The sequence below is a fragment of the Pseudomonas rossensis genome (assembly GCF_039888995.1).
Classification (GTDB): domain Bacteria; phylum Pseudomonadota; class Gammaproteobacteria; order Pseudomonadales; family Pseudomonadaceae; genus Aquipseudomonas; species Aquipseudomonas rossensis.
In genome coordinates this window covers 1-13,246 of the sequence record NZ_JBBWCB010000144.1, presented here as the reverse complement: position 1 = coordinate 13,246, position 13,246 = coordinate 1, and the positions used below count along the sequence as shown (strand labels likewise).

Sequence of the window (13,246 nt, the reverse complement as noted above, 5' to 3'; positions counted from 1 at the left end):
GATGTTACTGGATGGCGCCGTGGTGGACCTGATTTTCACCGACGTGGTCATGCCTGGTCTGATTAAAAGTTCGGACCTGGCCGCCTGGGCCAAGATGCAGACGCCGCCGCTGGCTGTGCTGTTCACCTCGGGCAACACCCGTGACATTATTTCGCGCAATCACCAACTCAGCCCTGATACTTATTTGCTGAGCAAACCTTATGGCCCCGAGGCGCTGACCCAAATGGTCCGCACCGTGCTAAACGGCTGAGAACAGACCCCTGTAGGAGCTGCCGCAGGCTGCGATCTTTTGATCTTATGGCGGTCTTGACATTGCCAGGATCAAGATCAAAAGATCGCAGCCTGCGGCAGCTCCTACATTTGTATCGCGTTCATCCACATCATTCCTTTAAGGCCGCTCATGACATCCAAGCGCACCTCCAACCCCCCCTCCGGCATGGTCAGGGTGCGCGGCGCCCGGGAACACAATCTCAAAAACGTCGATGTCGACATCCCCCGGGATGCCCTGGTGGTGTTCACCGGCGTGTCCGGTTCGGGGAAATCGTCGCTGGCGTTCTCGACCCTCTACGCCGAAGCGCAACGCCGCTATTTCGAATCCGTGGCGCCTTACGCACGGCGTCTGATCGATCAGGTCGGGGTGCCGGACGTCGACTCCATCGAAGGCTTGCCGCCGGCGGTGGCGCTCCAGCAACAACGAGGTACGCCGAGCACGCGGTCTTCGGTGGGCAGCGTGACGACGTTGTCGAGCCTGATCCGCATGCTGTACTCCCGGGCCGGCAGTTATCCGTCGGGGCAGCCGATGCTCTATGCGGAAGATTTTTCGCCCAACACGCCCCAGGGTGCGTGCCCCGAATGTCATGGGTTGGGGCGGGTGTATGAAGTCACCGAAGCCCTGATGGTCCCGGACCCGAGCCTGACTATTCGCCAGCGTGCGGTCGCCTCCTGGCCCACCGCCTGGCAGGGACAGAACCTGCGCGACATCCTGGTGACGATGGGCTACGACGTCGATAAACCCTGGCGCGATCTGCCGAAAAAACTGCGCGACTGGATTCTCTTCACCGAAGAAACACCCACGGTGCCGGTGTATGCCGGGCTCACCCCCGAAGAAACCAGAGTCGCGCTCACACGCAACATGGAGCCGAGTTACCAGGGCACGTTCACCGGCGCCCGGCGCTACATCCTGCACACCTTCAGCCACTCCCAAAGCGCGCTGATGAAGAAGCGCGTCGCGCAATTCATGCTCGGCAGCCCGTGCCCGTTGTGCGACGGCAAACGGCTCAAGCGCGAGGCGTTGTCGGTGACCTTTGCCGGTTACGACATCGGCGAACTGTCGCAGATGCCGTTGCTGCAAGTGGCCGAAGTCTTGAAACCAGTCGCCGCTCACAGCTACCTCGAACAGACCGAGGCGGCGGGCGAAGTATTGACCCACGACCAGACCCGCGAGGCCCGCGAGCAACGAGTGGCCCACGGCGCCAGTGGTCACGCCAACGCGCCGGATGTTCGCCACACACCGAACCTGTCAGTGGAGAAACGCCTGGCCGCGCAGCGGATCGCTCAGGACTTGCTGGAACGGGTCAGCACGTTGACCGATCTGGGGCTGGGTTACCTGGCGCTGGAACGCAGCACGCCGACGCTGTCGTCCGGCGAGTTGCAGCGTCTGCGCCTGGCGACGCAATTGGGTTCGCAGTTGTTCGGCGTGATCTACGTGCTGGATGAACCGTCGGCCGGTCTGCACCCCGCGGATGGCGAAGCATTGTTCGAAGCGCTGCAACGCCTGAAGGCTGCTGGCAACACCTTGTTCGTAGTCGAACATGACCTGGAAACCATGCGCCGCGCCGACTGGTTGATCGACGTAGGCCCGGCGGCCGGCGAGCACGGCGGCCAAGTCCTGTACAGTGGACCGCCGCCAGGGTTGGCGCAGGTGACGAACTCGCAGACGCGCGCTTATCTATTCGCCGAGCAGGTCACTCAGCCCCAAGCCAGCCGAAAGGCGAACGATTGGCTACGGCTGGAAGGCATCACCCGCAATAACCTGAACAACCTCAGCGTCGAATTCCCGCTGGGCTGTTTTACCTCGGTGACCGGCGTCTCCGGTTCCGGTAAATCGAGCCTGGTCAGTCAGGCGTTGCTGGAACTGGTGGGCGCGCATCTCGGGCGCGCGGCAAGTGACAGCGAACCCGAAGCGTTGAGCCTTGAGGACGACGCACCGCAAGTCAGCGGCGGTCAGGTCTCGGCGGGACTGGAATCGATCAAGCGCCTGGTGCAAGTCGACCAGAAACCCATCGGCCGCACACCGCGCTCGAACCTGGCGACCTACACCGGGCTGTTCGACAACGTACGCAAACTGTACGCAGCCATACCGGAGGCGCAGGCCGAGGGTTACGACGCGGGCCAGTTTTCCTTCAACGTCGCTAAGGGCCGTTGCCCGACATGCGAAGGTGAAGGCTTTGTCAGCGTCGAGTTGCTGTTCATGCCCAGCATCTATGCACCGTGCTCGACCTGCCACGGAGCGCGCTACAACCCCGAGACGCTGGCAATCATCTGGAAAGGGTTGAACATCGCCCAGGTGTTGCAACTGACGGTGGACGAGGCGGTCACGGTGTTTGCCGAGCAACCGGGTATTCGCCGCTCGCTGGAGGTGCTGCGCGATATCGGCCTGGGTTACCTGCGCCTCGGCCAGCCGGCGACCGAGCTGTCGGGCGGTGAAGCCCAGCGGATCAAACTGGCCACCGAACTGCAACGCAACCAACGTGGGGCCACGCTGTATGTGCTCGACGAGCCCACCACCGGTTTGCACCCAAGGGATGTCGATCGCTTGCTCGAACAACTGAATACGCTGGTGACGGCGGGGCATACGGTGATCGTCGTCGAACATGAAATGCGCGTGGTGGCGCAGAGTGACTGGGTGATCGACATCGGCCCGGGGGCGGGGGATCAGGGCGGGAAGATTGTCGTCAGTGGGACGCCGCAAAAAGTGGCCAACAGCAAAAAGAGCCGGACGGCACCCTTTTTGGCCAGAACCCTAGGGTAAATCAAAAGATCGCAGCCTGCGGCAGCTCCTACAGGTGTACGCCGATCCTTTGTAGGAGCTGCCGCAGGCTGCGATCTTTTGATCTTAAACGCTGTCGAGCGTGCGCCGCACCTTGCCCAGCAGTTCGTTGATCTGGAACGGCTTGATCAGCATCTCCATGCCATGACCGAGGAACACCTGACGGTTGATGGCGGTTTCGGCATAGCCGGTCATGAACAGGATCGGCAGCTTTTCGCGCCAGCCCCGTGCCACATCGGCCAGCTCGCGGCCGCTCATGCGCGGCAGTCCGACGTCCGTCAGCAGCAGGTCGATGGACTCATCGTTTTGCAGGCGCTCGAGGGCACCTTCGATGTCGCCCACCTGCGTGCAACGGTAACCGGCATCCACCAACACTTCGGCCACGAACATGCGCACCGACGGCGTGTCCTCGACGATCAACACATGTTCGCCGGCACCCTGATGATCGACGGTGGCTGACTCGGATTCGCAGGCGGTGGGGTCGGAGCTGGCCGGTAGCATGATGGTGACTTCGGTGCCGCGCCGGGCGACGCTGCGTATGTGTGCATCGCCACCCGATTGCCGGGCGAAACCGTAGAGGGTCGACAATCCTAGCCCGGTGCCCTGGCCCAGCGGCTTGGTGGTGAAAAACGGGTCGAACACCTTGTTAATCACGCTGTGTTCGATACCGGTACCGTCATCGCGCACAGACAACGCGACATACGCACCATCGGCCAGATTGGGGTCGCCATGGGAATAGGCGGCATAGGTGCTGACCCAAATGTTGCCGCCCTGGGGCAAGGCATCGCGAGCGTTGATCACCAGATTGAGCATCGCGCTTTCGAGCTGAATGGGGTCGACCAGAGCGATGGCGGCTTTAGAGGTCAATTCGAGTTTCAGCGCGATGCGTTCGCCGATGGTGCGCACCAGCAATTCTTCAAGGGAACGCACGTGTTCGTTGATGTCCACGGGCCGGGTATCGAGGGGCTGTTGGCGCGCGAAGGCGAGCAGGCGATGGGTCAGGGAAGCGGCACTCATTGCCGAGTTCAACGCGGCTTCGGCGTAAAACTGAACCTTGTCGGTGCGTGAGGCAGCGATACGTTTCTGGATCAGTTCCAGGCTGGTGATGATGCCGGTCAGCAAGTTATTGAAGTCGTGGGCGATGCCCCCGGTCAGCTTGCCCAGTGCATCCATTTTCTGCACTTGCAGCAGCTGAGCTTCGGTTCGCGCTCGCTCGGCGACTTCTTTGGCCAACTGGGTGGTGGCGTCGTCAAGCCGGGCCAGGTGCGAGCGTTCGCGGTGACGGTGTTCAGTGACATCCTCGACAAACACCAGGCTCAGTTCCGGCGTGCGGTACGGCGAAATCTGCCACTCGGTTTCACGAGTCTCGCCGTGGACCCGCATGCTCAGGGTGCCTTTCCAACGCTCGCCATAGGCCAGACGCAGACGCAGTTCCTCGATGCCGACGTCCTGATCCTCGGCAAAGCACTCGCGCAGGGTGTCCGGGTTGAGGTTGTCCTGAATCAGCTGCGCGAAGGCATGGTTGCATTCATGCACCTTCAACTCGGCATCCAGCACCGCGATGGGCGCCGATACATTGACAAAGATTTCCCGAAACCGCGCCTCGCTTTCGCGCAGGGCATTTTCGGTTTCACGCACCCGCAGCAAAGTGCGCAAGGTCGCGAGCAGCACATCCGGATCCACCGGGTGGATCAGGTAGGCATCGGCACCCGCGTCCAGGCCGGTAATGATGTCGCCGGTCTGGATCGAGGCCGCCGAGACGTGAATCACCGGTAGCAGGGCAGTGGCGGGTTCGGCGCGCAGTTTGCGCACGATGTCGAAGCCGCTCATGTCCGGCAGATTGACGTCGAGGATCAGCGCGTCGATCGCCACGCTGCCGATCAGCTCCAGGCCCTCGGTGCCGGTGCCGGCTTCGAGCACTTCATAGCCGTGGCGTTCCAGGCGCCGGCGCAGCGCGTAGCGCGTGGCGACGTTGTCGTCGACGATCAGCAAACGGATGTCACGCTTCATCGACGGGCTCCAGGGGTGAGATGATCAGTCAGTTTCCGTCACTTGAGCATAGTCAAAGGGTTGCAGCTTTTGACCTTGAATTACCCTTGCGATGGAACCCTGTCCCCGTGGAGGCTTCGAATCTACAAAGCGCGACTGTTTCAGCCGCGCACGTGCAGTGACGAATGAGGTACTTATGAAAGATGACATTGGTCTTGAGGAAGACGCAAAAACCGCCGAACCGGAAAGCGCAGACAAAGCGGTCGACCAGAAGCAACTCCACACCGATAACGACAATGAGTTCAGCCCGGGTTTCAAGCCGAATCCCGACCGGCCCAAACCCGGGGATGACACCGATGCCGACATCGACACCGATGGCGGCTAGGCAGGCATTGAAAACGGCCGCATCAAACGGTGCGGCCTTTTTGTGGGAGGGCTATTTGTCCGGATGAGCAGCCTGGAGTTTTTTCGCCATATCCAGATGTTTCTCCAGCGCCGGCAACATTTTTTGCGCGAAACCTTTCAGGTCCGTGGCGCCTTTGACTTTGTCGTCCGTCACGGTGTTGGCTTCCTTCTTGAACAGCTCGATGGTGTCTTCGTGAGCCTTCACCTGATTGTTGGCGTACGCCGCATCGAAAGATTCATCGCGCATGTCGAGGATTTTCTCTTTCGCCTGCTTGACCAGCGTGGTGTTGTCCGGCACCTCGATGTCATTTTTTTTCGCCAGCGCCGTCAGTTCATCGTTGGCTTTGGAATGGTCGGTGATCATCATGTTGGCGAATTTCTTGATGTCCGCCGATGAACTTTTTTCCAGGGCCAGTCGGCTCGTTTCGATTTCCGCGATATTGCTCGCGGCCGCGCTGTCGACGAAGTCATTGGAAGTGGCAGCGAAAGCCGTGCCCATGCTGGTACTCAAGGCAACGGCCAACGTGAGGTGGCGCAGGGTAAATCCGTCCATTGGTTATTCTCCACACAGGTTTTCATGGGCGATCGAGTGATCGTTAATCTGTGGAGGCCGACGAGTGGCAAAGGTTTTATCGCGTTTGCGGCAGGGCGACGAACGGGCACCGCTGGTCTGATAGGCGGTCGACAGAACCGGCTAACCGAGGCCATTCTGATAGTTGGTGAACGCCATTGATCGCGTTTACCTCCGATCAACAAACGGAGGTGTTCCATGCCGGTGCCACACGACCTTTATCAGGATCTCAAACTTTCAAAGGAAGATATCCAGCAAAAACGCACCAAGGATCCGTTACTGGATTCACTGATCAACAAGTATTCGCAGGCGGACGCCGAGGTGGTCAAGGCTGAAACCGCCCAATCGGATGCGCCCAGCGATGACGCACTGAAGAAACTCAAGGCGAAGCGCGTGGAGGTTAAGCAAAAGATCGTTGATCGGCTCCAGACGCCGTCCTGAAGCGACCTATCTGGTCACCGACGATCGGTGACTGAAAAATTGGAACGGCGATAAATACCGGCGCCTCGAATGTTCAGAGTCCGAATTACGGCTCCATGCGAGGTGCCTCATGACCGAACCACTCATCCCCGGCAAAGAAAAGTTCCCCAGCGAAGAACAGGGTAGCTACGACCCCATCCCGACACATCCCGAACCCCTGAGTCCAGGACGCACCACCCTCAATCCCGAAGATGAGCCGGGCATCGACGAACTGCCGAAGAACGAAGGTGCCATCCCGATGGACGAGGATGACTCCATCGCCATGGACCCGGAAAGGGTGCTTGAAGAAACGGATAACGCGGTGCGCGATGGTGAGGTGGATCCGCGTTGAGTCAGGCACGTTTACTGTTGCAATGCCTTGTTCAACGGCAATCGCACCATGTTTTTCGCCTTTAACGACCCGAAATACAACCAATCCCCATACTCGCGAACGGTAGTGATCGGCGAGTAGTTGTCGCGGCTACCGTCCTGCAAGTTGGCGATCACTTTACCGTCCAGATCCAGCCCCAGCGCAAAGGCGCGCTTCTCCACCGGTTTCGGCAGGAAAGTCATGGCTCGCACGATCATCTTGCGCACGAAGGGATGCGGTGCGGTGGCATCGAGCAATGCGTTGCGCGGTGCATAAAGCGCTACCCAGAAGCGGTCGCGACCATTGAACGCGAGGTTGTCCGGCAAGCCTGGCAAGTTGTCGATGAATAGATCACGGGTGCCAGCTTTCGGCCCGCTCAACCAGTAACGACTGATGCGATAGGCGCCCGTTTCGTTGACCAACACAAAGGCATCGTCCGGTCCCAGCGTCACGCCGTTGGCGAATTCCAGCTTATCCAGCAGGACCGCGGTCTTTCCGGTCTGGAAGTCATAACGCAGCAAGCGGCCATCGCCGCCGTGCTCGATGATCGCTTCGCCGTCACTGCCGTAGCCAAAGCGACTGGAGGCATCACTGAAATAGGCGTAGTGCCCGGATTTATCGATCGCCACGTCGTCGGTGAAACCGAAGGGCACGCCGTTGGCCGCAATGGTCAATGGAATCAATCGGCCCTGGGCATCCAGTGACAGCAAGCCCTTGACCCCGTCGGCAATCACCAGCAGACCGTTGGGATGACGGGCCAGGCCCAAGGGTCTGCCGCCCGTATCGGCCAGAACCTTGGTGACCTTGCCGTCGAGGCTGGTACGGATCAATCGGCCGTCATGCAAACCCGTGATGAGGACGTCTTCCTCCAGCAGCAACGCTTCCGGTCCGTCGATATCCGCGACGCCGACGCGCTCCACGCCTTTGAGGCGCTGATTGTCGGCGTAGATGCCGCTGGTGAGGGAGGGCGCCGGCGGCGGTGTCCAGGCCACCGGTTGAACCTTGGTCGGCATCAGCAGCAGAAAGGCGCCGATGGCGACGATTATCAGCAACAACAGATGGCGAAACTTGACGGTTCGACTCACGCGCTGACTCCTGCCGGGGCTAACTGTTTTTGCGCCATCTCGCGCAATGCCAGCATCGACGCCGCCGACTCACGATCGATGCGGCGCTTGAGCAGCAGTCGATTGGCAATGCGCATCGCCAGGCCGCTGAACTGATACTCCAGGGTGCGGACAAAGTGTGTGCCATCGCCCCGGGCCTCGCACTCGTAAGTCACCACTAAAGACAACCCGTGATCGCCACGGGCCCAGGCACTCCAGCGGCGTCCTGGCAGGTATTCGTTAACCTCCCAGCGCAAGTGTCCCTCACGCCCGCCGGCCTTGATGTCTTCCTCAAACCGCCCCCCGGCATGCAGCGGACCACTCTGGCCATCCACCTTCAGGGACGAGGGATGCCACTCCGGCCAACGGGTCACGGTGCTGGCATAGGCGAGCACGTCAATCGGGTCTCCAGCAATATCGATCTGATGCTGCATGCGGGTCATGGTCGTTCTCGTCGGGTGCAGGTCCGTCGGTGCCGGTTCCCAATAAAGGGTGCCGAACAGGTAGTCCATCAGCGGAAAAACGATATTGAAATTGCGTTCCTGCATCAGCTCACGACGGTGATGCAGTTCATGCAGGCGGCGCATCTGGCGGATCCACGGCAACCGTGTGACGGGGTTCTCCGGCGGCAGGTGCTCGCAGGCATGGAATACTTCATAGGTCAGGTAGCCGAGGACCAGACAGCCGCCGAACAATCCGGCGACGTTGGCATCGAACTGCTCAAGCAGCCACCAGATGGGCAGGGTGATGACGACCGTGTGCAACACGATCAGCCAGGCTGGAAACAGAATCACCCGCCAGTCCCGGGCACTGTCGTAGGTCATGTGGCCAGGGGCGAAAAAGCTGTGATGGTCGCCTGCATGGCGTGCGTAGAACATTCGCGCGAAGTTTTTTTTATGATGCCCCAAGTGCCGATGGACCATGTACACGCCGAAGTTGAAGAACAACAACGTCAACGGCATCGCCAGCCATTCCAGTGGCTGAACCTGGTGCACGGTGCTCCAGAATCCGCCGATGGCCAGCAACCCGAACAGCAGCACAAAAGCGCCGTGCAGCCATGGGTTGTAGAGCGGATGAATAGCAGCGCGGTAACGGGCGCGAAATGCTTCGGTGGTCTGCCTCACTGCAATCACCTGTGGTTATTGTTATCTCCAGCAGATTAGACGATCCCGGCGTTTCAGGCGGGCCGAACCGTGAGGTCACAAATGCCATGGTCCGGTGCAAACCGGATTCAGGTCAGCGGGTTCCAGCGTTGCGACCAGTCATCGTCGGATTTGATCACTTCGCGCAGCAGGTCGAAGGCTCGTTGCAAGGTCGCCGAGTCGCGGTCGCGGGAGTAAACCAGATAGGTCGGGTAGCTGAATTCCGGGGCTTTGGGCACTTGCTCCAGCACACCGCTTTGCAGATAACTCTGGACCACCCGGGTGCGGAAGTAGCCACTGCCGCCGTTTTCCAGAATGTACTGCAAGCCCAGTGGGCCGAGGTTGAAGCTCAACGCAGCTTTGGCTTTTTCCGGCAGGGCCGCATCGTGCTGACGGCGGAAGTCCGGGCCCCAGTCGATGTACACGTAGGGATCGGGTCTTGCGGCCAGACGGATGAGGACCAGTTTTTCTTCCAGCACCTGTTCGACTTGCAGGCGTGGCCAATACTCGGGCTGGTAAACCAGCGCCGCATCCAGAACCCCCAGCTCCAGTTGGCGCAGCAGGTTTTCACCGTCACGAATTTCCATGCGCAGTGCATGGCTGGGAATCTTCTCGCGCAGTGCGCCCGCCCAGCTGAGCATCAGCGGGTTGCACAGACTGACCTCGCCACCGATGTGCAACACGTCGCGGTAACCCTCGGGCAACGGCAAGTCCCGTCGCGCCGCTTCCCAGGTTTCGACCAGTTGATTGGCGTAGACCACGAAGGCTTCACCGTTAGGTGTCAGGCGCGCACCGGCGCGGTTGCGCACGAACAACGTACTGCCTAGCTGGCTTTCGAGTTTCTGTACCCGCGCCGTGATAGCGGTCTGGGTAACGTGAAGTTTTTCGGCAGCTGCGGCAAGGCTGCCGTGGCGGACGATTTCCAGAAAGGTGCGGGCGAGATCGATGTCCATGGGGCGGCCGGTGTCGGAGGTGCAGGCATTGTAAGAGCAGGGGCTGGCAACGGATACCTCGTAGGCCGGCTCATGTGGCAGTCTTCGAGTTTGAAATGGCGTCATTGGTTTATAAGAAACAGGGTGTTTCTGTAAGTGATTCTGTCAAGTTGAGCATAGGGTTGTTCGTTGATAGGTCGATGAAGTTTCGCTGAGCGCGATACTTAATGATGTGTGTTAGGTAGTCCATTGCTGCTTGCTCTGTAGGGGTTTTTCCGGAGTTAGGGTTGACGTTTTTCTGAAATGTTTTGCAAGATCTTCTTGGTTGTCCGATGTAACAAAATGGATTTAGCTTGAGTTGTCTTTTGAACGGCTTCGACGATTGTCAATAACGTTTGCTGTATCGAAGTCCGGATTATTTAAAGGACTTATTTCAACTGAAAAGGAATTTCAGAAAGTGTCGAATAATTATGCTTATACGAAACAGGATGTAGAAAAAGTTTTCCATGAAATGGAAGAAGAGTTGTTCGCGTCCAGAATGCCAGGTGCAGACGACGAATCTGTGCCAAAGATGCTGGTGGTCGTTGGCGTGGAGGGGGCGGGTAAAACGCATTTGCTCAATGAGCTGCTCAAAACTTCCCGCTATTCAAATTACGTCCCGCTGTACGAGCCTGAATATCGCACCCGTCATCCGCACTACGACGAGATCGAGAAGCATGGCGTGGTGTATGCCTACAAGCAGACCGAAGCGTTTGTCAGGGATCTGGGAGCGATGATCTTTGAGAAGTCCCTTGAAGACAAGTACAGCATCATCATGGAGGCGGGCCTTGAAACCCGCGAGTTTGCCGGTTTTCAAACGGGTGAGCATGCTTGTCTCTATGAATATGAGGTTCATGTCATCGCGAGCAAAAAAGATTTTGCGCACGTGTCGACCATCACGCGGGCACTGGACAGCGTGAAGGGGAATAAGCTGGAACGCTTCGTTTCGCTTCGGGACATAGACGCGGGCATGGCGAATGCCAAAGCGGTGTTGACTGCCTTCGAAGAAGCCTGTTCCAGGGTGCAAGGTTCGGAAATTACGTTGTATGAACGTAACTTTAGTACAGATAAAAGAAGCAGGATGATTTGCCGCAGTCAGTGCGTAAAAGTCGGGGATTTGACGCCGCAGTCGATCAACAGTGGAAGTGTTTCGGTTCCGGTGGCCATGAATCAGGTGCGTATTGAATATAAGTCCGGTGCTGTGCTGTTCGGGGTGTACAAGGCATTTTCCGATATTGCCGATGGGGCGATCTTTCACCGTTATGGTCGTGAAAAGATGGTGCTTGAATGTCACACTGCTCTGGCGGGTACTCTTCAGCTGGATCGGAAGGATGCGGAGTTGGCAGTGAACAACCTTTATTCTTATATTCTTAAATACGCCATTCGCTAATGCACAGGAATGCCATCGTATAAAAATAATCGGTTCGTGTTGAGCGCCGTACTCGTTGATGATTGAACTGTCGAACGTGATTGCCGGAACTGCAAATGAGTTCCGGCTTTTTTATGCGTTTTTTCTAGAAGGCGAAACACGAACAGCCAAACGCCCCCCAAAAACCTTGAAAGTCACTGACCGGCGCGGACGACAGTCTCGCTCTCTCGTGACTGTGCGCATGCACCGCGCAAGCCCCGACGCATTGATGAACCTGCGCCGTCAGCGGCGCCAGGGGTTTCCAATGGCCTGGTACTTTGGCGACCGGCGACCACTCAGGCACCACCGGGACGGGAGGCGGCCCGAGTTTTTCAAACTCGACGCTGCCGTAGACGATCTTGCCGTCAACGATGGTCAGTACCGATTCGATCCATTTGACGGCTTCATCCTCGATGTGGAAATAGTCCGCCGACAACGCAATCAAGTCGGCCAGTTGCCCGACCTTGATCTGGCCTTTTTTGCCTTGCTCGGAGGAAAACCAAGCGCTGCCGTGGGTAAAGAGCTCCAGCGCGGTATCGCGGCTCAAGCCTTGCGGGTACAGCGCCAGACCACCGACGGTGCGACCGCTGACCAGCCAGTACAGCGAAGTCCAGGGGTTGTAGCTGGACACGCGCGTGGCATCGGTGCCGGCGCCGACCGGAATGCCTTCGGCCAGCATACGAGCGATGGGCGGCGTGGCTTCGGCGGCCTTGGCGCCGTAACGGTCGACGAAGTATTCGCCCTGGAATGCCATGCGGTCCTGGATCGCGATGCCGCCGCCGAGGGCTTTTACCCGTTCGATGTTCTGCGGGGTGATGGTTTCTGCGTGGTCGAAGAACCACGGCAAACCGTCGAACGGAATGTCGCGATCAACCTTCTCGAACACGTCGAGCATGCGGCTGATGGATTCGTTGTACGTGGCGTGCAAACGGAACGGCCAGCGCTGTTCCACCAGATGGCGGACCACCGGTTCCAGTTCCTGCTCCATGGTTTGCGGCAGGTCGGGGCGGGGCTCGAGAAAGTCTTCGAAGTCGGCCGCCGAGAACACCAGCATTTCCCCGGCACCGTTATGCCGTAGAAAATCGTCGCCCTGAGCGTAGTGGGAGGTGTTGGTCCAGTTCCTGAAGTCGGTCAGCTCTTCCTTGGGTTTCTGCGTGAACAGGTTGTAGGCAATGCGCACCGTGAGTTGCTGGTCTTTGGCCAGTTGCTGGATGACTTGATAATCGTCCGGATAATTCTGATAACCACCGCCGGCATCGATGGCGCTGGTGACACCCAGGCGATTGAGTTCACGCATGAATTGGCGGGTGGAGTTGACCTGGTATTCCAGCGGCAGTTTCGGCCCCTTGGCCAGGGTCGAGTAGAGAATCATCGCGTTGGGGCGGGCGATCAGCATGCCCGTCGGGTCGCCATTGGTATCGCGCTGGATTTCGCCACCCGGCGGGTTCGGCGTGTCACGGGTGTACCCGACCACCTTCAACGCGGCGCGGTTGAGCAGTGCGCGATCATAGAGGTGCAGGACGAATACCGGGGTGTCTGGCGCGGCCTTGTTCAGCTCATCAATCGTCGGCAGGCGTTTTTCGGCGAACTGGAACTCGTTCCAGCCACCGACCACCCGCACCCATTGCGGCGTGGGCGTGCGGTCCGCCTGATCCTTGAGCATGCGCAGCGCGTCGACCAGTGAGGGGACGCCTTCCCAGCGCAATTCGAGGTTGTAGTTGAGGCCACCACGGATCAGGTGCAGGTGCGAGTCGTTAAGGCCGGGAATCACCGTGCGAC

12 protein-coding genes are annotated in these 13,246 nt (G+C 58.9%); 6 read left to right on the top strand and 6 right to left on the bottom strand.

Annotation, left to right across the window (positions count from 1 at the left end; translation table 11 throughout):
• A partial coding sequence (locus tag WLY71_RS25835; RefSeq protein WP_489685677.1) for a response regulator occupies positions 1-250 on the top strand: 250 nt, incomplete at its 5' end.
• Between the two features lie 150 nt (positions 251-400).
• On the top strand, positions 401-3,031 hold the full coding sequence (gene uvrA / locus WLY71_RS25830) for an excinuclease ABC subunit UvrA (protein ID WP_347805797.1): 2,631 nt from the start codon (positions 401-403) through the stop codon (positions 3,029-3,031).
• A gap of 84 nt (positions 3,032-3,115) precedes the next feature.
• Here the strand turns inward: uvrA and WLY71_RS25825 are convergent, their stop codons facing one another.
• Positions 3,116-5,059, bottom strand: coding sequence for a response regulator (locus tag WLY71_RS25825; protein ID WP_347805796.1), 1,944 nt, complete (start codon positions 5,057-5,059; stop codon positions 3,116-3,118).
• Between the two features lie 175 nt (positions 5,060-5,234).
• Here WLY71_RS25825 and WLY71_RS25820 point away from each other — a divergent pair, with 175 nt between their 5' ends.
• Positions 5,235-5,423, top strand: coding sequence for a hypothetical protein (locus WLY71_RS25820; RefSeq protein ID WP_347805798.1), 189 nt, complete (start codon positions 5,235-5,237; stop codon positions 5,421-5,423).
• A 51-nt stretch (positions 5,424-5,474) separates the two neighbouring features.
• Here the strand turns inward: WLY71_RS25820 and WLY71_RS25815 are convergent, their stop codons facing one another.
• Positions 5,475-5,996 carry a DUF4142 domain-containing protein gene (locus WLY71_RS25815; RefSeq protein ID WP_347805795.1) on the bottom strand — a complete coding sequence of 174 codons (522 nt, stop codon included), beginning with the start codon at positions 5,994-5,996 and terminating at the stop codon, positions 5,475-5,477.
• A gap of 216 nt (positions 5,997-6,212) precedes the next feature.
• On the opposite strand from WLY71_RS25815, the gene WLY71_RS25810 reads away from it, so the two are divergent.
• Positions 6,213-6,455, top strand: coding sequence for a DUF465 domain-containing protein (locus WLY71_RS25810; protein ID WP_033061630.1), 243 nt, complete (start codon positions 6,213-6,215; stop codon positions 6,453-6,455).
• 109 nt (positions 6,456-6,564) lie between these two features.
• Positions 6,565-6,825 carry a hypothetical protein gene (locus WLY71_RS25805; RefSeq protein WP_347805794.1) on the top strand — a complete coding sequence of 87 codons (261 nt, stop codon included), beginning with the start codon at positions 6,565-6,567 and terminating at the stop codon, positions 6,823-6,825.
• Between the two features lie 11 nt (positions 6,826-6,836).
• Here the strand turns inward: WLY71_RS25805 and WLY71_RS25800 are convergent, their stop codons facing one another.
• From WLY71_RS25800 to WLY71_RS25790, 3 genes are all read right to left on the bottom strand, one after another.
• Positions 6,837-7,928 carry an SMP-30/gluconolactonase/LRE family protein gene (locus WLY71_RS25800; RefSeq protein WP_347805793.1) on the bottom strand — a complete coding sequence of 364 codons (1,092 nt, stop codon included), beginning with the start codon at positions 7,926-7,928 and terminating at the stop codon, positions 6,837-6,839.
• Positions 7,925-9,070 carry an SRPBCC family protein gene (locus WLY71_RS25795; RefSeq protein WP_347805792.1) on the bottom strand — a complete coding sequence of 382 codons (1,146 nt, stop codon included), beginning with the start codon at positions 9,068-9,070 and terminating at the stop codon, positions 7,925-7,927. The genes WLY71_RS25800 and WLY71_RS25795 overlap by 4 nt, the downstream gene beginning before the upstream one ends.
• A 107-nt stretch (positions 9,071-9,177) precedes the next feature.
• Positions 9,178-10,041 (bottom strand): LysR family transcriptional regulator, encoded by an 864-nt coding sequence (locus tag WLY71_RS25790; protein WP_149629418.1) that lies wholly within the window; start codon positions 10,039-10,041, stop codon positions 9,178-9,180.
• Positions 10,042-10,477: 436 nt separating this feature from the next.
• Between WLY71_RS25790 and WLY71_RS25785 the strand changes: the two genes are divergently transcribed.
• Complete coding sequence (locus WLY71_RS25785; RefSeq protein ID WP_347805791.1) at positions 10,478-11,449, top strand: zeta toxin family protein; 972 nt, start codon at positions 10,478-10,480, stop codon at positions 11,447-11,449.
• A gap of 124 nt (positions 11,450-11,573) precedes the next feature.
• Here the strand turns inward: WLY71_RS25785 and WLY71_RS25780 are convergent.
• Positions 11,574-13,246: amidohydrolase (locus WLY71_RS25780; RefSeq protein ID WP_347805790.1), on the bottom strand; the 1,673-nt coding region annotated here is incomplete at its 5' end.

What these genes read in the sequence shown, in the direction of transcription:
- WLY71_RS25810 (WP_033061630.1), top strand. Translation starts at nt 6,213, where the DNA reads ATGCCGGTGCCACACGACCTTTATCAGGATCTCAAACTTTCAAAGGAA.
- WLY71_RS25825 (WP_347805796.1), bottom strand. Translation starts at nt 5,059, where the DNA reads ATGAAGCGTGACATCCGTTTGCTGATCGTCGACGACAACGTCGCCACG.
- uvrA (WP_347805797.1), top strand. Translation starts at nt 401, where the DNA reads ATGACATCCAAGCGCACCTCCAACCCCCCCTCCGGCATGGTCAGGGTG.
- WLY71_RS25820 (WP_347805798.1), top strand. Translation starts at nt 5,235, where the DNA reads ATGAAAGATGACATTGGTCTTGAGGAAGACGCAAAAACCGCCGAACCG.
- WLY71_RS25815 (WP_347805795.1), bottom strand. Translation starts at nt 5,996, where the DNA reads ATGGACGGATTTACCCTGCGCCACCTCACGTTGGCCGTTGCCTTGAGT.
- WLY71_RS25790 (WP_149629418.1), bottom strand. Translation starts at nt 10,041, where the DNA reads ATGGACATCGATCTCGCCCGCACCTTTCTGGAAATCGTCCGCCACGGC.
- WLY71_RS25805 (WP_347805794.1), top strand. Translation starts at nt 6,565, where the DNA reads ATGACCGAACCACTCATCCCCGGCAAAGAAAAGTTCCCCAGCGAAGAA.